Origin of the sequence: Oceanobacillus phoenicis (assembly GCF_047238145.1) — a bacterium.
In the GTDB taxonomy this organism is placed as follows: Bacteria; Bacillota; Bacilli; order Bacillales; family Amphibacillaceae; genus Oceanobacillus.
The window spans coordinates 808,757-827,078 of sequence record NZ_JBDFME010000001.1 but is presented as its reverse complement, the minus strand read 5'-3'; the positions used below and the strand labels follow the sequence as shown (position 1 = coordinate 827,078).

The following is an 18,322-nucleotide window of genomic DNA, read 5'->3' as shown; positions in this document are numbered from 1 at the left end:
AATATTAGTGAATAGAAGACGTTTATTAACCAAACTTAAGCTTTTCTCTACTTTTTTAGTGAATAGAGCACTCATTTCCCAACGCAGAGTTACACTTCTCCTGTAAAGATACATCCTTAACACCGATAAAACCAACCGTCCGCAGGGGAAATCAAGCTTCCTAAAACTCAAATTGATCCAATCCAGTCACTATAACATTTCTTGGAATCACATCAATCGATTCATTCCCACCTCCTCCACCCATTTCATGATAAAATAAACAAAAACAACCAATGAGAGGATGTGTATGATGATTAAACATAAAATCTATACCATGAGTTTTGCAAGTGTCTATCCCCATTATGTCAAGAAGGCGGAGCGAAAAGATCGCACGAAAGCAGAGGTCGATGAGATCATCCGCTGGTTGACTGGATATAGCCAAGAGCAATTAGATGCGCAACTAGAAAAACAGACAGACTTTGAGACCTTCTTTGCCGAAGCTCCGGAAATGAACGATTCACGAGCTTTGATTAAAGGTGTCATCTGCGGTGTGCGAGTGGAGGATATTGAAGAGCCAACCATGCAGGAAATTCGCTATTTAGACAAGCTAATCGATGAATTAGCAAAAGGCAAAGCGATGGAAAAAATATTACGAAAACCAGCTTAAAGTAAAACTTCTTATGTAGAGTGGATAAAAAACCAATCATAATAGTGGAGCAAAAGTATTAACCAAAGATAAGTCCGTACAAACAGGTTTTGAAAATTCGTCTCAAGAAATAAACTCCGCTTATCCAAGGGCTGCTGGTGAGCCCCACATTTCGGGATCTCACCTATGCCTTGCTCCATTCGTCTGAGTACCAAATACCAAATGTTCAAGCACCGTTTTAACGCCAATATCTAGATTAACCAAATTGACCTAACCTCATTTTATTTGTAAAGATTCACTGTTTCTTCCAAAAATTTCACATAGCTAGTGATAAAGTTTCTTGGCTTTATAATTTTAATTTTGCTTCCAAATCCAGCTAAAAACTGATAGGCATATGAATTTTGAGGTAATTCAATTGTCGCAAGGTAACTTTCTGAAGTCTGTTGTTTAATGGTGTTTTTCCCATACCTCTCTATAAACCGATCTCTTACAGAAACATCTATCAAAATCTGTACACTCACTAGATGTAGTTGTTCGTAGTGTTGTATGGTCTTCTTAACTTCCTCATCTGACCCTGACCTCGGGACAAAAAATCCGTTTCTTTGTATATCTAATATCCTCGTCAATTTAAATGTTCGATAATCTTTTCTTTCTAAACTATAACCAACCAGATACCAATGCATCTCGCTCAAATGTATTTTATATGGTTCGATTACTCTATTCGATTTATTTCCTTTTGGGTCCACATACGCAAACGATAATAACCAATCATTTTCAATTGCATGCCTAATAAAATCTACATCTTCCTTGATTTGACTCCTTCCTGGCCATTCATAGAACGTTAAATCAAGTTTCGGAGAGAATTCTCTGATGGTCATTCCTTTAATTTTTTGAATCGTTGTTTGAATGTCTTGATTCGTAATCAGTTGCTCAAAACCACCCAATGCGACGAGTATATTTTCAATATCAATGTTATTCAATAATCGTTTGTCGAATTTATACTCTTCCATTAGCGCATACCCTCCATCAGCACCATATACTGCATAAATGGGAATACTTGCATATCCTAATGTTTCCATATCACGCTGAATTGTTCGCTTGGTCACATTGAACAGACTGCTAAATTGGGATGCAGAAACTACATCTTTTTGTAGCAAGATCATAACTATTGAGATAAGTCGCTCAATTTTTTTCATATACTCCTCCGATATACGACATACATATGTCATCTATATCTCATTATACTTCAATTGTAAAGAAAAAAGGAGGAATAATAAGATGAACACAATAGCTTATCTACAATTTGATGGGAAGGCAGAAGAAGCATTAATGTTTTATGAAAAAGCATTACAAGCAACAAGCGTGAAAAAGGTAAAGTTTGGTGCTTTCGGTCAAGATCCAAGTGCTCCATTAACAGAAGAAGAGCAAGATATGATAATGGAGTCTCGTATTGAGTTTTTAGGAAATGTTCTAATGATGTCTGATGTTTTACCTTCTATGCAAGCAGTAACTGGCAAAACATCAATAGGTAATAATCTCTTAATTAGTATCATTGATGCTGATCCGGAAATAAATAAACAAATATTTGAGGCTCTCTCTGTAGATGGTAAAATAATCATGCCGTTATCTTCTACACCATGGTCAGCAAATTTTGGAATGATTGTTGATAAATTTGGTGTCGTGTGGAAATTTAATAGTGAGGCAAGTAAGTTTCTCGATAATTTCATTAATTAAGCATGTATCAATAGAATAGCAAAGTAAAAAACAGACCTGCCCCCACGCAGGTCTGTCTTCTAAATAATATTATCTACTGCCTTTAATATACGGCACACCATTTGCTCGAGGTGCATCCGCTCTTCCGATAAATCCTGCTAATGCTAATATCGTTAATACATATGGTGCGATAAGAAGTAGCACTTGCGGGACATCTGCTAAGAATGGCACACCAGAACTTACCACACTCAGACTTTGTGCTAATCCAAAGAATAGCGCTGCGCCCATTGCTCCAAGTGGATGCCATTTTCCAAAGATAACGGCCGCGAGTGCCATGAATCCTTGTCCAACAATGGTTGAGCTTGAGAAATTAGACGCAATCGTTAGTGCAAATACTGAACCACCTAATCCCCCCAACACACCAGAGAGAATAACCGCAACATAACGCATTCTTTCTACTTTTATTCCATTTGTATCGGCAGCCATTGGATGTTCTCCGACTGCACGAAGACGTAGGCCAAATGGCGTCTTATATAAGACATACCATGCGACGAACGCGAGAATAATTGCTAAGTAAGATGTAACATAGACACCTTGGAAAAAGATTGGTCCAAGAACCGGAATCTTTTCAAGTAGTGGAATATTCGTTGTGTAAAATGGTTGGCTTACCATGTCGGTTTGCCCTTTATCATACCAAACCTTCGTCAAGTAAACTCCAACACCGAGCGCAAGCATGTTAATAGCCACACCACTAACCACTTGATTCGCGTAAAACGTAACAGATGCTACCGCATGAATGATAGAGAATAATCCACCAATTACCATTGCTACAACAATTGATACCCATGGGGTCCACGTTCCAAATACATCGGCAAACGTCAGGTTAAATACGATACCAACGAACGCCCCCATAACCATTAAACCTTCTAATCCAATGTTCACGACACCAGATCGCTCACTGAATACCCCGCCTAACGCTGTTAAAATAAGAGGTGCTGAATAAAATAGAACCGTTGGAACAATGGATTGTAAAATATCTAGCATCTATTTTTCCTCCTTTTTAAAGCGCAGTGCTACCCAGCGAATAAGATAACTTGATGCTACAAAGAAAATAATTAATGCAATAATGATGTCTACCAATTCTGTCGGTACACCTGCAGCTGTCGGCATTTCTCCGGCACCTTCTTTTAACGCTCCGAAAAGAATTGCCGCTAACACAACCCCTATCGCATTATTGGATCCAAGTAGCGCTACTGCTATTCCATCAAATCCGAGATTGGTAAATCCAGCCATCACAGAAATGTTCCCGTAAGTACCTAGCCCTTCCATTGCACCAGCAAGACCTGCAAATGCTCCACCAATTACCATGGATAGGATGATATTTTTACTCACATTCATCCCAGCATAATTCGATGCATGAAGGTTGTGGCCAACAGACTTCAATTCATACCCATAGGTTGTACGCTCAATGATAAACCACATGATGAATGCAGCAATTAGTGCAATCAGAATACCATAGTGAACGCGAGAGTAAAATGTAATGCTCTGTAACCACTCGGATGCTAAAGAAGCCGTTCCTGCAATGGAATCTGTGGTTGTATTTTGATCGGTTAATACATTTCGTATAATGTCATTTGTGATAAACAATGCAATATAGTTCATCATAATCGTGATGATAACTTCATGTACACCTAATTTCGCTTTTAACAAACCAGGCAAAAATCCCCACAAACTACCAGCCAATGCACCAGCAATAATCGCAAGTGGTAGATGGACAATCATCGGTGCATCGATCGCTAGTCCAACCCAGACAGCAGCTAGCCAACCAACAATTACTTGTCCCTCTGCACCAATATTAAATAACCCTGTTTTAAATGCAAAAGCAACGGCAAGACCAGTTAATATTAATGGTGTTGTTCTACGGATGGTTTCGCCAATCGTATAGGCATCGCCAAATGCACCATTCCATAATGCAGCATATCCTTGAATCGGATCATGGCCAGAAAACAGCATGATGAGAGCTCCTGCCAGTAAACCAATAATAACCGAAATAACCGGAACTAATAATCCAAATAATTTATTATTCGATGTCATCGCTTGTCTCACCTGCCTTGTCCACTTTGCTTCCTGCCATTAACAGACCAAGCTCTTGTTCATTCGTTTCTTCTGGTTTTACATCGGCAACAATCTTGCCATCAAACATCACGGCAATACGATCACTGACATTCATAATTTCATCTAATTCAAACGAAACGAGAAGGATCGCACGTCCTTTATCCCGTTCCTCAATCAATTTCTTATGAATAAACTCAATTGCACCAACATCCAACCCCCTCGTTGGTTGTGCAGCAATTAACAATGCCGGCGAACGATCGACTTCACGGCCGATAATCGCTTTTTGCTGGTTTCCACCAGATAATGCTCGTGCTTTTGTATAGACACTCGGCGTACGTACATCATAATCTTCAATAATGCTTTTCGCTTTTTCAAATATCGATTTATAATCCAGTACTTTCGCTTTCGAGAACGGCTTTTGATAATACGTTTGCAGAACAATATTTTCTCCAATCGAATAATCCAATACAAGTCCATATTTATGGCGATCCTGTGGAATATGTCCGATACCACTTTCCGTAATTTTTCTTGGCGAAAGATTTGCAATCGGTTTATTATGTAATTGAATCGATCCTGACTTTGTTTTTCTCAGCCCAGTAATCGCCTCAATTAATTCTGATTGTCCATTGCCGTCTACACCGGCAATCCCAACAATTTCCCCGGCACGAATCGTTAAATCCAGCCCTTTTACCAAATCTACTTTTCTCGCATCTCGTACAAAGAGATTGTTAATTTCGAGAACATTTTCTTTCGGTTCTGATGGAGTTTTTTCGGTTTTAAAACTCACTTCACGTCCTACCATTAACGATGCTAATTCAGTAGTGTTGGTATCTGCTACGGTAACAGTCCCAATGCCTCTCCCTTTACGAATGACGGTACAACGATCGCACACTTCCATAATTTCTTTCAATTTATGGGTAATTAAAATAATCGATTTACCTTCTTTAATTAGGGATCGCATAATTACCATCAATTCACTGATCTCCTGTGGTGTTAATACAGCCGTTGGCTCATCAAATATGAGCACCTCTGCTCCACGATAAAGTGTTTTCAAGATTTCCACACGTTGTTGCATCCCAACAGAAATATCGCTAATTTTCGCATCTGGATCAACACGAAGCCCATATTGATCAGATAACGCTTGTATTTCCTGTCTTGCTTTTGATAAATCAATCTTGCCAAACTTATTGGTTGGCTCACTACCGAGCACAATATTCTGTGTAACTGTAAAAGGTTCGACTAACATAAAATGCTGATGCACCATGCCAATCCCGAGATTATTCGCAATATTGGGATTGGTTATGCTAACCTTTTTCCCATTTACTCGAATTTCGCCCTTTTCCGGTTGATACAATCCAAATAATACATTCATTAATGTCGATTTACCCGCTCCATTCTCACCTAAGAGAGCATGAATTTCCCCTTTTTTCAATTGCACAGTAATATTGTCATTAGCAACAATACCTGGAAATTCCTTTCTGATATTCAACATTTCAATTGCATAATCCACTCGTTTTCACTCCTATAATAAAACGTTTGATTCACAACCTCGAACAGCAAGGAATATACAAATTAATTATAAGAAAAAGGCTTTTACTAACTAATAACATAGCGCACATAGAAACGTAGTGACTGGACGGCATCAACATCATGATGAAATGTAACCTATGATGACTTTCACTCTATGGTAAAAGGGATACGAAGTCTCTGCTAAAAATCAAACCATCTATGCTTCTTTGTCGGAAGCAAGAGATGGTTCAAGATCGCTCGTTTCACATACTCTAAGCTAAAAGCAGGAAAAACCTTTTTCATTGTATTTTAAATAATATTTTTATATCTCTCTAACACACTACTTATTTCTTATAATGAATCTAAAAATGTAGTTAATTCTTCTTCTGTATGTGGAACTTCAATGTCACCGTTTAAGATTTTCTCTTGATATTCTTCCACTGCAGAAATGATATCCTCCGTCATTGCTTCTTCATTTGTAGTAGCAACCGTAATCGCATCATCTTCAATTCCATACTCTAGAATTTCTCCACCAGGGAAGTCTCCATTCATACCACGATTAGCAAGGTCTTGTACAGCAACGTCTACACGTTTTACCATAGAAGTTAACGTTACATTATGATCGCCGATCACACCTTCTTCGTGCTGGTCACGGTCAACACCGATTACCCATACATCGCGGTCTGCGTCATTCTGTTTAATATCTTTTGCTTGGTTGAATACACCGTTACCAGTTGCACCAGAAGCATGATAGATAACATCTACGCCGCTGTCATACATGTTTGTTGCAATCAATTTACCTTTTGCTGCATCAGCAAATGATTCTGCATACTGTACATCAACTTCGATATCAGGATTTACAGATTTAACACCTGCAATAAATCCGGATTCAAATTTTTTAATTAACGGAGAATCTACTCCACCAACGAAACCTACTTTATCTGTAGTTGTTTTCATTGCTGCAGCTACGCCAACCAAGAAAGAACCTTGGTGCTCACTGAATGTAATACCTACTGCATTATCCGCTTCTACTACATCATCTACTAAAGCAAAATGAGTATCTGGAAATTGCTCTGCAGCTTTTTGAATATCTTCTTTCAACTCAAATCCAATTCCATAAACTAAATCATATTCATCACGTACAAAACGAGTTAAGTTTGGCATGTAATCTGCCTTGTCCGAAGACTGCGCATAATCAAATCCATCACCTTTAGATAAACCGTTTACTTCTCCCCATGCAGAAATACCTTCCCATGCAGATTGGTTAAATGATTTATCATCTACTCCACCGATATCTGTTACCATGGCAATACTATAATCGCCACTAGCAGTTGCTTCACCTTCACCGCTTGTATCTTCTTCTGTTCCTTCTGCACCACTTTCTTCGCCTTCATCCGAACTACCGCAAGCAGCTAAAAACAGACCTAAAGTTAAAACCAAAACAAACAACAAAAACTTATGATTCTTCATCTTTTTCCCTCCTGTTTTGAGTTTTTATGTAGGAATAAACGCCCGATAATAACTAGACCATTCCTTTTTACTTCGATCTTTATACTCAATTATTCTATTTATCTATGAGTATATAGCAATAAATTGTCCCCTTAAAATAAACAATTAGAAACATTGCTAAAAGAATCCGAAATACAAAATTTATATTACCACTATTACTTGGAATTTGAAATACTATTGTAAAAAATATTTTTCAAATTGTTATCTTATTGTTAACATATTGTCAAATAGAAGTTACTAGTCCTATGTCCCTAGCAACTTCTTCTATCTCTATAGACTTTTAGAAACTTAGGATGAAAAAGGAAAAAATGATTAGGTAATCCTATTTAGGGAATTGTTCGATAAAGAAGCAGTTAGAAATCACATTTTAGTAGGAGGAGGCATAGATGAGTATATTATTGTATTTTATTACACCTTTTATAATTGCTACAATCATACATTTCATTATGCATGAGAAGTATAAGCATACAGAAAAAGTAGATAAAGGTTTTGTTCTCATCTACCATAAATTAACGTACCGCAGAAAAATGTTTCGATCCTTATGGAATATTCCCATTTTTATCTTAGTGTATATTGGTGTATATTGGGTCACAGATTTAACCCCAACCGAATATACCGTTCTTGGAGTGATGTTTATATTACTTTGCCTGCTAGACTTCTTATATAATATTGTAAAGTGGCGGAAACATGAAAAAGGACAAGTTTTTAAGAGAAAGGAGAGAAAGTAAGAATCAATTTCTCTTTCTTTAAAATGAAGTTGTTTTATTGTTTATTTCCATCAAAAAATCAGAAATCTATATTCTTAATTTTTTTCGCGTTTTTTTAAATCCGATTTTAGCATGCCGAACACTATACTGTCCGTCCACTCCCCTTTATTCCAAAAATCCTGTACAAAGTGGGCTTCTTTCCTCATCCCAACTCTTTCACAAAGATTTCGGGATGCTATATTTCGTGCATCTAAATTTGCTTGAATACGATGAACTTGTACATCTTCAAATAAATAATCGATTAGAGCATTCACCGCCTCAGTTGCATATCCTTTTCCAGACACAGATTTTGAAAACGTATAACCAATTTCAACAGTATCTTTCATATCTGTGTACCATACCGATACATCGCCAATAACTTTAGTGCCTACTAAAACAGCTAAGTTCAAGGTATTTTCATTAGTTAATTGATTATGGTTTAATTTCCTTTCAAATCTCCTTTCTTTATTTTCATCTGTCCATTTGTCATGCAAAAGAAATTGACACGTCGTATCATCATTATAAATCTCAAACACATCATTCAAATGATGTGTTTCAAAAGGTTTCATCAATAATCGGTCAGTTTGTAATTTCATTAAACCACATCCTTTTAGAGTAAATATCTAAATTTTCCATCTATTATTAATGATAAGTATAGCACAGTTTGTTGCTATGTTTCTTCATCACGTATAATTCCTCAATATTACCTGCTACAATGCAAAAAACATCACACGATGTACACCTTTTTTTATAACGTATTGATGTTTATAAAGATTACATGTCTCTACTCTACTTCACAAAATTATTAAAAGGGGCTATCGTGGCTTTTTATGCCACAAACGCCCCTTTTTCGTTCAATATACCATTTAAGAAAAAACAAATTATTTTACCTTCATCATTATACTTTTTACTCCTCAGCGTTATTCAGCGCATCACTAATTAATGCTAAGTACTCATCGATTGTATAAGATATAGCAAGTGGATTCGGCGTGCCTGCTGCGCCCAACTCAGAAGTACCATTAATAAAAGCAACCGATCCTTGCTTAATCGCTGGGATTTGTCCAAGAATAGGATCATTTTGAATGGTTTCCACTAGTTCTTCATCACCATAACCAAGGAAAACATCGACATCATTTAAAATATCTGCATTTTCTGCACTAAGGTTCAATGAATAATCCGTTTCATTTTCTAGCTCATTTAAAATCTCTTCAGGAAATTCCATTTCTAATTCTTCCGTTAAGAACTTAACACGTGTATCCGTTGGCGTATACAAGTGCATGCTCGACGTATCTGTTGCAGAGAAGTTAACCCAAGCTACTTTCTTCCCGCTAATTTCAGGATACTCTTCTAGTTTTTCATCGATTAGATTATCTGTTTCCTCAATTAATTCTTCACCTTTTTCCCTCATACCCATGCCTTCTGCACTCATCATAACTTGCTCACGCCAAGAAGTCGTCCATGGTGAAACAGGGTATGCTACTACAGGAGCTATTTCCGTCAATAAATCGTAATCCTCTTGTGTAATTCCTGAATAAGCTGCCAGAATAACATCTGGATTACTATCTGCAATCGCTTCAAAATCTAACCCATCCGTATCTTGGAATACATTCGGATCTTCTGCATTTAATTCTTCCAGTTTTTCCGCAGTCCACGGCAATAAACCACTATCATCTTCCACACCAAAATTGGCTGCAGAAAAACCAACTGGAACAACACCAAGTGCTAAAGCAACATCCTGATTCCCCCATTGGATAGTAGTAACACGCTCGGGTGTTTCTTCAATTACCGTTTCACCAAATGCATGCTCAATAACGATTGGCTCTGAACTTTCTGTAGTCTCTTCTGTACTGTTATCTTCTGTATCCGCATTTGCTGAGTTGGCGTCATCATTAGACGAACACCCCATAAGTAAACCAAAAATTGCAACTACTAATAATATGTAAAGCATAAAATGTCTCGGTTTCATCTGTTATATTTTCCTCCCACTTTTTTGATAATGATAATCATTATCACTAACATTACTTTATAACTATAAACTTGTCAAACTATTTTTAATTTAAAAGCCTGTGATATCTTGAAAGGATTTGATTATTGTGAAAAAATAAAGTGAAGCTTCAGTCAGCGGGGATGTTACTACCCAAGGAAAATCAAATTACAATCTATATTTTTGAGAACTTTTGATAGTTTTTGTGGCTACATGTAACTGCAAAGAGGATGGACTTACATATGTTAGATGTATAATGAGATTTAGATTCTTTGATAAAACCTTAAAGGTTACGTATCAATAGGGGGTAACAATGAATTACTATGAGGCACTTTGCTATAATTGTAAAAAAATTTTCAGAGTATACGAGGGTTCACTAACATATAAGCAATTTAAGGAAAGAAGCAATAGGATTTTTTGCTGTGAAGATTGTAGTCATAAGATACGTATGGAAGCAATCAAAAATTTCTTTAGATAATTTAATGATGAACGTCTTTCTAATAGATTTTTGATACAACAAAAATTCATGCGTTCGATGCTGTAAATATAGCATTACAATCAGATTAATTGCTTTATTGTTTTTGACTATCTTTCCACTTGTACGGAATATTTATCCACTCCCAAGTTATGTAACCTACGTATAGAAAAATTGGAAAAACAGTAGTATACAGCCAATCGATGCGATCATCAAAGATGATTTGTTTAAGCAGCAGAAATATAAAACCAAAAATAAGTATGCCGAGGTATTTTTTAAACATGCACTTCACTCCAGTAGGTTTGTTTTATAGATGATATATATAGGAGGTATTCGATGTAAATGCATTATTTAGCGATAACATATGATATATGTGAACACAATCATTTCGTTGAAGAGATGAATGAATATCGTTTAGAACCACGTGTTGAGATCAAACAACAACTAATGAATTTAGCTAAAAAAGATGTAGCTCCCCTTATTAAAGTATATCAATCTATTACTAGTGACTTTAAAGAAGTAACTTTATATCAAGAATATACATTCAAGGAATACGAATGTGGATGTTATAGCATAAAAGTATAGATAAATGATTTATTTCATATGTAAAAACCCGAATATTACTCTGTTTGCTTTGCCGACGGACGATTTTAACAGCTAGCAGACATGGAGGAATCTAAACTCTATAATGTAATAATCAGTGCTCTATTTACGAAAGTAAAAAGTGTTTTGCTTGTAATTTGATTTTGAGGCGGGTTTTATTTACTAGAAATCTTACATTTCGCTCGTGTTTTGGTTAATAGACGGGCTCTATTCACGTAATTACTATAATACTTTATTAATGGGGAGAATTAAGTAAAAGGAGCTAAGAATTTGTATGGAATACTTAATCGAATTCGAAAAGAAAATAAAAAAAGACCATATTGATAGCGTTCTTGTTCAAAGCAATAATCGTATTATATTTGAATACTATCGAAATAGAAAAATGAAAGAAAAGCAACACAAAATTTATTCTATAACCAAAAGTGTTTTATCGATATTGGTTGGGATAGCGGTAGACAAAGGTTTTATTAAAGATATTAATACATCAATAGTTGATTACTTTCCAGAAAATAAAGATGATGCAAAAAAGGACATCACCATCAAACATCTACTCACGATGACTTCAGGGCTACACTCGCCAGGTAATAACCGTATGATACCGAGTAAAAACTGGGTCAACTTCGTACTGCAACAGGAAATGATCCATCCTCCAGGAAATGAAATGGTGTACAGTTGTGGCTCTTCCCACCTACTTAGTGCCATTCTACAATCTACTACTGGAATCTCTACAGAAGAATTTGCAAAAAAACACTTATTTACTTCTCTGGGAATCACAAATTATAGGTGGAACCAAGATGCACAAGGGATAAGCATTGGTGGGTTCGGTCTATCAATGAAAACGAGTGACATGCTAAAAATTGGCTCCCTCTATTTAAATAAGGGGAGATGGAAATCTAAACAAATCGTATCTACTAGATGGGTGGAAGAATCTACCTTTCCTAAAGTGAGAATTGATGATACTTCCGCATACGCATATCATTGGTGGAATATGACTTTCGGCAATCATACAGATAATATCTTCTGTGCATCTGGGTACGAGGGACAGTACATTATTGTAGCACCTGAATACAAATTGGTAACGGTTTTTACAAGCAGTATAAAAGATGAATCATCAAGACCATTAGGCTACTTCGAGAACGATATTTTACCTTATATAGTATTTAGGTAGATTTAAGAATCATATTATTTCTTGGAGTATATTTGATAATTTGAATTAACTGCTTTGCAAGATTTTGAGGTGTATAATAGAAACCTTCTTGTACCCAATGAACGATTAGACCAGTTATTGCATGAGCGTAAAAAATGGAGTGTAACGTTAAATTTATTTTTGATGAATCACAAGTATAATCATTTAATGCGACTCTTGTAATCTCTTGAGTTAATTTATACTGAAAAAGAGGGAGTTGTTGTGATTTTATTAATATTTCATAAGTATTTTTATGTTCATAGACTGCATTAAAAATGGTTATACTGTCAGGTTCAAATTCATCCATAATAAAGGATTTTTTTTGCTGGTAAGGTTCACGATAAGCTGTAATGAGATCTTTAATGACATAATCCATAACGTCTTCACGTAAATGATCCATAGACTTATAGTGATTATAAAAACTTGTTCGATCTACCTTGGCTTCTCTTGTAAGATTGGATACCTTAATGTCTTCATATGCATACCTTTTCAAGTTAGATATAAATGCATTTCGCAAACGTCTACGTGTCCTTTCGACTCGTCTATCTGGATAAGTTGTATGAGACATAATTCTCCTCCTTAATAATCTACAAACAGGACTATAGTGTTGAATATATTGAATTTTCAGTTGTTTTTGTAGTTATATATAATTATACTATAAATGACAAAAGTAACACAGTTTTAAATGTAAGCGCTTAACGATATTTGAGGAGGGATTTTTTTATGGGACGTTTAGATGGAAAAGTAGCACTAATAACAGGAGCTGCCAGAGGGATGGGTGCTTCCCACGCAAAAACATTTGCAAAAGAAGGAGCAAAAGTTGTTATCACTGATATTTTGGAAGAAGAAGGAGAAAAAACAGCAAAAGAGATTGGAGATTCAGCCTTATTTATAAAGCATGATGTTACAGATCCTGACGACTGGAAAAAAGTAGTAGAGAAGACGGAAGAACATTTTGGAAATATAACTGTTTTAGTTAATAATGCTGGAATAGTTATAAATGAACCAACCCTTGGAGTATCATTAGACAATTACGAAAAAACGTATAAAATCAACCAACTTGGAGTATTTTTGGGGATGCAGAACGTAATACCTTCTATGCAAAAAGCCAAGAAAGGGTCTATTGTTAATATTTCTTCCATTTCAGGAATGGTTGGTCAAGCTGAATCCATAGCATATAACGCTACAAAGTTTGCTGTAAGGGGAATGACTAAAACAGTTGCAGCGGAATTTGGAAAAGATGGAATTAGAGCCAATTCCATTCATCCAGGAATAATCAAAACTCCAATGACGGAAAAAGCAGAACTTCAAGAGCTTTTAGCACAAATGTCTGCAATGATTCCAATTGGAAGAACTGCTGAACCTCAAGAAGTTAGTAATCTCTGTTTATATCTTGCATCTGATGAATCTAGCTACTCATCTGGATCCGAATTCATTGTAGATGGAGGATTAATTTGCACATAAAATCCAGTAAATATGTTGGAAATTTGCATAATCTATACGTTTACTAAGTACAGACAGATACTAATACTTATCACAAAACCATACAACAGTACAGTGCTAATAAATAAAGAGCACTGTACTTTTTTATTTGCTTTTCGGTAGAAATGAATAGTATGAAACTGCCTAGCAGAGAAAAAACGAAGACTCCTGTGCGAAAGCGAGGTGTGAAGACCCCGCAGAATAAGCGATTTCCTTTTTCGAGGAGGCTGAGAGCAAGCCCACGGAAAGCGAGGTGTTTTTCCGCAACGACTGCTTACATCAAAATGACCTCTAATTTGCTATCCATAGGTATTGTTAAACAGCTGTTTTTCGCAATCTTTATTCCGTTTATGATCTCATTAATTATGGTTAAAAATACCTTTCCTGCGGTGCAATTAGTTTATAATAAAGTGTATAATTAACTATTATTACTCCAAGAAAGAAGAATGATTCTATTGAGAAAATTTATCATCATTATTTTATCCATAACAACGATTATCACTATTTTTCTATTAAACAACCCTTCTGCCAAGGCGGAGAATGCGATCTATGTAGCTACAAACGGAAACGATCAAAACGACGGTACGAAATCCAGTCCATTTCGAACACTAAACAAAGCTGCATCACAAGCAACAAGCGGAACTACCGTCTACATTAGAGAAGGAACGTATCAAGAGCAACTTTATATCAAACATAGTGGGACAAAATCAAAACCTATTGTTTTCACTGCTTACAATAATGAGGACGTGACGCTTACTCGTGAAGATGACGTAAATGTAGAAGGAGATACTGCCTTAATTATGATCGATAGCAAGAATTATATTACCATCAATGGGTTAACCTTGGAGAATCTATCTACAAATCTGGCAGATGAAACCGTAATGGGGATTTTTATCACGGGATCAAGCAGTCATATTACCATTGAAAATAACCACGTTCGGAATATCGAAACGCATGCAGAGGATGGAAATGCTCATGGGATTGCCGCTTATGGAACCCAAAAAATGACTGACATCTATATCAAAAATAATCTCTTGGAAGATTTAAAGCTTGGCGCAAGTGAGTCCCTTGTACTTAATGGCAATATTGAAGGTTTTTATGTAGAAGATAATACCATTCGCAGGAGCGATAATATTGGAATTGATCTGATTGGCTATGAGGGAGTGGCAACTGAAAAGAATGCTGACTATGTCCGAGAGGGAACGGTTCGAAATAACCATATCTATGACGTATCCTCTTACGGAAATCCTGCATATGGAGAAGATTACTCTGCTGGAGGGATCTATGTCGATGGCGGAAAAGATATTTCCATTGAGAAAAACACCATACATAACGCTGATATCGGTATTGAAGCCACCTCAGAGCATGCCGGAAAGTATGCAGAGAATATTAATATTATCGATAATATTGTTTATAACAACAATCTAACTGGTATATCCATCGGCGGATATGATGAAGATCGTGGCGGGACTATCAATTCAACCATTGCCAGGAATATCATGTATCGTAACGACACAAAAGGGTTAGGCGGTGGTCAGCTCCTATTACAACATGATACGAAAAATAATTTCATTGAAAAAAACATACTAACAGCTGGACCGTCTCACCTATTTATCGCAAATTATTTTACAACGAACGCGTCTAATTCTCTTCGTAGGAACGTTTTCCATAAAGAAGAAGGAAAGGATGGCATTTGGGTATGGAAAGACGAGGAACTTACTGTTTTCTCCGATTTTGTAGATGCTTCCAACAGTGATATCCAATCCAGTTATATCGATCCAGATTATGAAAATGAAGACGACTATAATTTTGAGTTGAAAGATGATTCACCCGCTAAGGAGATAATTTTTGAGTAACCGTAAAAAGAAATAATGTTTTACCTATGTTACGCAACAATCGCTCCTTATTGCGGTTTAGTGCTCTTAAAGTGTCGTAATAATTGGACCTTCTTTTGTAACAATAATGGTATGTTCGTATTGCGCTACCGCACTTTCAACCGTTAGGAAGGTCCAGCCATCTTCCGCTTGATAGACTTGTTCTTCAAATGTAGAGATAAATGGCTCAAAGGCAATCACCATGCCATCTTTTAAAATTTCATTATCCCAGCGAGAAAAGTAACTGAAAATATGATCTGGCGCTTCATGTATAGAACGACCAACTCCATGTCCAGTAAGATTCTTAATCACGGTTAAGCCATGTTTTTTTGCCACACTGTGTGCAGCTTTTCCAAGTGCACTTGTGCTCGCACCCGGTTTTGCCTTCTCCAGACCAGCCTCGAATGCTTCTTTCACAACGTCACATACTTTATATGACATGTCCTCCCCTTTCCCAGCTACAAAGGAGATTCCCGTATCTGCAAAGTAACCGTTTTTCGAACCGGAAACATCAATGTTCACAATATCGCCTTCTTGAATCACCCGCTCGCCTGGAATCCCGTGCGCTACTTCTTCATTGATGCTGATACATGTATATCCCGGGAAATCGTATTCTCCTTTTGGTGCTGATTGAGCTCCTGCCTGTTCAAACATCGTTCCCGCCATCTCATCAAGTTCTTTTGTTGCAATTCCCGGCTTTGCAGAACGAACTAATTCATCCCGAATCGCTCCACAAATTTTACCTATTTCTTGTAATCCATTAAAATCTGCTTCCGTCTTTGCAATCATTATATACACCTACTTTTTTACATATGTTATGATCGTTGGTCCATTTTGGATCCTATTCTATTATAGACAATTTTAATTTTCTTCTTTATTTTTTAATACTGTATACATAAATGGCCCAGCAAAAAATAATCCCCCTACAGCTGACCCTAAGAATACAGCTAAATAGGACAACATTTCAATTTCCCTACCCCAAAAATAATCTATCATAATACGTACGATCGTTATAGAAGCCGGGAGCAACAGGGCGGCAAACAACATTATTTTTACCCCTTTGGACATGTTATAACCTCCTTTTTATACATAAAGCATATTCGATAGAAGGACTTTATTGTCAAAGAAAAACTCTACTTCTTCCAAAGCGTGATTTGTTCTTCCGCATAGTACATTTGCTGAGAACCGCCGAAACGTACTAAATATCTTTCGCGCTTTTCATCGATGTATACCACTGTGCCGACCACTGGCATGTGTTTATCATCAACTGTTACCATATCTCCAATTTTGAATTTATCCATTTGAACCGCTCCAATTCTTATCTCTACCTTATTTTCTACAACCCTTTCAACTTCAACGCTTTTATTTATTATACTAAACTTCTCGCTGTTTTTTAATCTCCATAACCGGTTTTCACATACTTCAGCACCCACATTATAATAACAAACAAAAACAACAAAAATTAAAAACAAACAGAATAAATGATATACTTAAACAAACATAAATAAAGATATGTTATTCGAGGGGGGAAGTTTCTTGAAGGCAGATAAAGACCGACAAGCATTAATCTCTTTATATGAAAGTAAGCACAATGAAAAAGAAAAAGTCAAATCGCATGAACATGATACGTATCAATTATTATATACACTGAAAGGCACGGGAGTATGTACCTTACATCATCAAGAGCATGTGATTGAACAAGATAATTTTATTATCATCCCTCCTGCAACGGAACACTCAATTGCTGCGTCATCAAAAATGACCGTCTTGGTGCTTGAATTTGAGACAGATATATTTGACTCGAATGTACAAACAGAACTAATTCCAGAAGTATTTCGATTAGCGCGTGTGCAAAAACTCAGTACATTTGATAGTAGTGAGATTCGTCAGCTACTACGAAAAATGCTGTATGAACAATCGTATGGTGACAAGTTATGGGAGACTGGTCTAAAGATTTATATGGCAGAGCTATTTTTTATCATTGCCCGTTCATTTCACGAACCTTCCCAGACCGATATCAACACTTTGCGTGTCGAACAGCTAAAACATTATATTGATACACGTTATTTTGACATTAAAAATGCAGAAGATATTGCAGATCGAATGGGTATCAGCAAACGTTATATACAAAGTATTTTCAAAGAATATTATAATAGCACTCCCATGCAATACTTGACGGAAGTCCGGCTCGGCTTAGTGAAACAGATGTTAGTCGAAACTGATAAAGATATTGTTTCGATTTGTTTTGAAGTTGGGTTCGAATCGCTATCCACCTTTTACCGATTATTTAAAAACAATGTTGGAGTTCCGCCAAATATGTATCGGATAACGCAAAGAGAACGTTAGAATTCACAATACACAGAGACTATTATCTATAGGAATTCCGGACGCTTATTCAACATAGTATATCACCTGTTTTTAAATGAGTTCCGAAAATGAGAATTTGTTTCCCCTTCTAATAAGACACCTTATATGGTTATGTTTACACTTAACGTAATCAG

21 protein-coding genes are annotated in these 18,322 nt (G+C 36.3%); 9 read left to right on the top strand and 12 right to left on the bottom strand.

The window, feature by feature from the left end; translation table 11 throughout:
* Nucleotides 1–289 precede the first annotated feature (289 nt).
* Nucleotides 290–646 carry a DUF2200 domain-containing protein gene (locus ABC346_RS04520; RefSeq protein ID WP_413236508.1) on the top strand — a complete coding sequence of 119 codons (357 nt, stop codon included), beginning with the start codon at nt 290–292 and terminating at the stop codon, nt 644–646.
* Between the two features lie 260 nt (nt 647–906).
* On the opposite strand, the gene ABC346_RS04515 is transcribed toward ABC346_RS04520, so the two are convergent.
* Nucleotides 907–1,821 carry a helix-turn-helix transcriptional regulator gene (locus ABC346_RS04515; protein ID WP_413233732.1) on the bottom strand — a complete coding sequence of 305 codons (915 nt, stop codon included), beginning with the start codon at nt 1,819–1,821 and terminating at the stop codon, nt 907–909.
* 82 nt (nt 1,822–1,903) lie between these two features.
* Between ABC346_RS04515 and ABC346_RS04510 the strand changes: the two genes are divergently transcribed.
* The gene (locus ABC346_RS04510; protein ID WP_413233731.1) at nt 1,904–2,359 is read left to right on the top strand and encodes a VOC family protein; all 456 of its coding nucleotides are present in this window, start codon (nt 1,904–1,906) and stop codon (nt 2,357–2,359) included.
* A 69-nt stretch (nt 2,360–2,428) separates the two neighbouring features.
* On the opposite strand, the gene ABC346_RS04505 is transcribed toward ABC346_RS04510, so the two are convergent.
* The 4 genes from ABC346_RS04505 to ABC346_RS04490 all read right to left on the bottom strand — a co-directional run bounded on the left by ABC346_RS04505 (nt 2,429) and on the right by ABC346_RS04490 (nt 7,432).
* Nucleotides 2,429–3,382: an ABC transporter permease gene (locus ABC346_RS04505; RefSeq protein ID WP_413233730.1), complete on the bottom strand. Its 954-nt coding sequence runs from the start codon at nt 3,380–3,382 to the stop codon at nt 2,429–2,431.
* The gene (locus ABC346_RS04500; RefSeq protein WP_413233729.1) at nt 3,383–4,432 is read right to left on the bottom strand and encodes an ABC transporter permease; all 1,050 of its coding nucleotides are present in this window, start codon (nt 4,430–4,432) and stop codon (nt 3,383–3,385) included.
* Entirely contained in the window at nt 4,419–5,963 is a 1,545-nt protein-coding gene (locus tag ABC346_RS04495) for an ABC transporter ATP-binding protein (RefSeq protein ID WP_413233728.1), read from the bottom strand. The genes ABC346_RS04500 and ABC346_RS04495 overlap by 14 nt, the downstream gene beginning before the upstream one ends.
* A gap of 350 nt (nt 5,964–6,313) precedes the next feature.
* Nucleotides 6,314–7,432 carry a BMP family lipoprotein gene (locus ABC346_RS04490; RefSeq protein ID WP_413233727.1) on the bottom strand — a complete coding sequence of 373 codons (1,119 nt, stop codon included), beginning with the start codon at nt 7,430–7,432 and terminating at the stop codon, nt 6,314–6,316.
* Between the two features lie 425 nt (nt 7,433–7,857).
* Here ABC346_RS04490 and ABC346_RS04485 point away from each other — a divergent pair, with 425 nt between their 5' ends.
* Nucleotides 7,858–8,199, top strand: a complete 342-nt coding sequence (locus tag ABC346_RS04485; protein WP_413233726.1) for a hypothetical protein — start codon at nt 7,858–7,860, stop codon at nt 8,197–8,199.
* Nucleotides 8,200–8,273: 74 nt separating this feature from the next.
* Here ABC346_RS04485 and ABC346_RS04480 read toward each other — a convergent pair whose 3' ends face one another.
* Both ABC346_RS04480 and ABC346_RS04475 read right to left on the bottom strand, forming a co-directional pair.
* A complete protein-coding gene (locus ABC346_RS04480; protein WP_413233725.1) occupies nt 8,274–8,813 on the bottom strand; it encodes a GNAT family N-acetyltransferase in 540 nt (179 codons plus the stop codon).
* A gap of 311 nt (nt 8,814–9,124) precedes the next feature.
* Nucleotides 9,125–10,183 carry an ABC transporter substrate-binding protein gene (locus ABC346_RS04475; protein WP_413233724.1) on the bottom strand — a complete coding sequence of 353 codons (1,059 nt, stop codon included), beginning with the start codon at nt 10,181–10,183 and terminating at the stop codon, nt 9,125–9,127.
* A gap of 331 nt (nt 10,184–10,514) precedes the next feature.
* On the opposite strand from ABC346_RS04475, the gene ABC346_RS04470 reads away from it, so the two are divergent.
* Nucleotides 10,515–10,679 carry a DUF2197 domain-containing protein gene (locus ABC346_RS04470; RefSeq protein WP_413233723.1) on the top strand — a complete coding sequence of 55 codons (165 nt, stop codon included), beginning with the start codon at nt 10,515–10,517 and terminating at the stop codon, nt 10,677–10,679.
* Between the two features lie 94 nt (nt 10,680–10,773).
* Here the strand turns inward: ABC346_RS04470 and ABC346_RS04465 are convergent, their stop codons facing one another.
* Nucleotides 10,774–10,959: a hypothetical protein gene (locus ABC346_RS04465; RefSeq protein WP_413233722.1), complete on the bottom strand. Its 186-nt coding sequence runs from the start codon at nt 10,957–10,959 to the stop codon at nt 10,774–10,776.
* A gap of 59 nt (nt 10,960–11,018) precedes the next feature.
* Between ABC346_RS04465 and ABC346_RS04460 the strand changes: the two genes are divergently transcribed.
* Both ABC346_RS04460 and ABC346_RS04455 read left to right on the top strand, forming a co-directional pair.
* Complete coding sequence (locus ABC346_RS04460) at nt 11,019–11,261, top strand: hypothetical protein (protein WP_413233721.1); 243 nt, start codon at nt 11,019–11,021, stop codon at nt 11,259–11,261.
* A 292-nt stretch (nt 11,262–11,553) separates the two neighbouring features.
* Nucleotides 11,554–12,447, top strand: coding sequence for a serine hydrolase domain-containing protein (locus ABC346_RS04455; RefSeq protein WP_413233720.1), 894 nt, complete (start codon nt 11,554–11,556; stop codon nt 12,445–12,447).
* Here ABC346_RS04455 and ABC346_RS04450 read toward each other — a convergent pair.
* Nucleotides 12,440–13,033, bottom strand: a complete 594-nt coding sequence (locus ABC346_RS04450; protein WP_413233719.1) for a TetR/AcrR family transcriptional regulator — start codon at nt 13,031–13,033, stop codon at nt 12,440–12,442. The genes ABC346_RS04455 and ABC346_RS04450 overlap by 8 nt on opposite strands.
* Nucleotides 13,034–13,188: 155 nt before the next feature.
* Between ABC346_RS04450 and ABC346_RS04445 the strand changes: the two genes are divergently transcribed.
* Together ABC346_RS04445 and ABC346_RS04440 are read left to right on the top strand one after the other, a co-directional pair.
* Nucleotides 13,189–13,929, top strand: coding sequence for a glucose 1-dehydrogenase (locus ABC346_RS04445; protein WP_413233718.1), 741 nt, complete (start codon nt 13,189–13,191; stop codon nt 13,927–13,929).
* A 473-nt stretch (nt 13,930–14,402) separates the two neighbouring features.
* Nucleotides 14,403–15,803 carry a right-handed parallel beta-helix repeat-containing protein gene (locus tag ABC346_RS04440; protein WP_413233717.1) on the top strand — a complete coding sequence of 467 codons (1,401 nt, stop codon included), beginning with the start codon at nt 14,403–14,405 and terminating at the stop codon, nt 15,801–15,803.
* A gap of 66 nt (nt 15,804–15,869) precedes the next feature.
* Here the strand turns inward: ABC346_RS04440 and map are convergent, their stop codons facing one another.
* The 3 genes from map to ABC346_RS04425 form a co-directional block, all read right to left on the bottom strand.
* Nucleotides 15,870–16,610 (bottom strand): type I methionyl aminopeptidase, encoded by a 741-nt coding sequence (map, locus tag ABC346_RS04435; RefSeq protein ID WP_413233716.1) that lies wholly within the window; start codon nt 16,608–16,610, stop codon nt 15,870–15,872.
* A gap of 72 nt (nt 16,611–16,682) precedes the next feature.
* Nucleotides 16,683–16,889: a hypothetical protein gene (locus tag ABC346_RS04430; protein ID WP_413233715.1), complete on the bottom strand. Its 207-nt coding sequence runs from the start codon at nt 16,887–16,889 to the stop codon at nt 16,683–16,685.
* 65 nt (nt 16,890–16,954) lie between these two features.
* Nucleotides 16,955–17,122: a hypothetical protein gene (locus ABC346_RS04425; RefSeq protein ID WP_413233714.1), complete on the bottom strand. Its 168-nt coding sequence runs from the start codon at nt 17,120–17,122 to the stop codon at nt 16,955–16,957.
* Nucleotides 17,123–17,357: 235 nt separating this feature from the next.
* Here ABC346_RS04425 and ABC346_RS04420 point away from each other — a divergent pair, with 235 nt between their 5' ends.
* A complete protein-coding gene (locus ABC346_RS04420) occupies nt 17,358–18,167 on the top strand; it encodes a helix-turn-helix domain-containing protein (protein WP_413233713.1) in 810 nt (269 codons plus the stop codon).
* Nucleotides 18,168–18,322 lie beyond the last annotated feature (155 nt).

Bases quoted from the DNA above. Each gene is read 5' to 3' on its own strand.
- ABC346_RS04490 (WP_413233727.1), bottom strand. From the start codon at position 7,432: ATGAAGAATCATAAGTTTTTGTTGTTTGTTTTGGTTTTAACTTTAGGT.
- ABC346_RS04460 (WP_413233721.1), top strand. From the start codon at position 11,019: ATGCATTATTTAGCGATAACATATGATATATGTGAACACAATCATTTC.
- ABC346_RS04480 (WP_413233725.1), bottom strand. From the start codon at position 8,813: ATGAAATTACAAACTGACCGATTATTGATGAAACCTTTTGAAACACAT.
- ABC346_RS04465 (WP_413233722.1), bottom strand. From the start codon at position 10,959: ATGTTTAAAAAATACCTCGGCATACTTATTTTTGGTTTTATATTTCTG.
- ABC346_RS04520 (WP_413236508.1), top strand. From the start codon at position 290: ATGATTAAACATAAAATCTATACCATGAGTTTTGCAAGTGTCTATCCC.
- ABC346_RS04450 (WP_413233719.1), bottom strand. From the start codon at position 13,033: ATGTCTCATACAACTTATCCAGATAGACGAGTCGAAAGGACACGTAGA.
- ABC346_RS04500 (WP_413233729.1), bottom strand. From the start codon at position 4,432: ATGACATCGAATAATAAATTATTTGGATTATTAGTTCCGGTTATTTCG.
- ABC346_RS04430 (WP_413233715.1), bottom strand. From the start codon at position 16,889: ATGTCCAAAGGGGTAAAAATAATGTTGTTTGCCGCCCTGTTGCTCCCG.
- ABC346_RS04455 (WP_413233720.1), top strand. From the start codon at position 11,554: ATGGAATACTTAATCGAATTCGAAAAGAAAATAAAAAAAGACCATATT.
- map (WP_413233716.1), bottom strand. From the start codon at position 16,610: ATGATTGCAAAGACGGAAGCAGATTTTAATGGATTACAAGAAATAGGT.
- ABC346_RS04515 (WP_413233732.1), bottom strand. From the start codon at position 1,821: ATGAAAAAAATTGAGCGACTTATCTCAATAGTTATGATCTTGCTACAA.
- ABC346_RS04425 (WP_413233714.1), bottom strand. From the start codon at position 17,122: ATGGATAAATTCAAAATTGGAGATATGGTAACAGTTGATGATAAACAC.
- ABC346_RS04485 (WP_413233726.1), top strand. From the start codon at position 7,858: ATGAGTATATTATTGTATTTTATTACACCTTTTATAATTGCTACAATC.
- ABC346_RS04505 (WP_413233730.1), bottom strand. From the start codon at position 3,382: ATGCTAGATATTTTACAATCCATTGTTCCAACGGTTCTATTTTATTCA.
- ABC346_RS04470 (WP_413233723.1), top strand. From the start codon at position 10,515: ATGAATTACTATGAGGCACTTTGCTATAATTGTAAAAAAATTTTCAGA.
- ABC346_RS04510 (WP_413233731.1), top strand. From the start codon at position 1,904: ATGAACACAATAGCTTATCTACAATTTGATGGGAAGGCAGAAGAAGCA.
- ABC346_RS04475 (WP_413233724.1), bottom strand. From the start codon at position 10,183: ATGAAACCGAGACATTTTATGCTTTACATATTATTAGTAGTTGCAATT.
- ABC346_RS04445 (WP_413233718.1), top strand. From the start codon at position 13,189: ATGGGACGTTTAGATGGAAAAGTAGCACTAATAACAGGAGCTGCCAGA.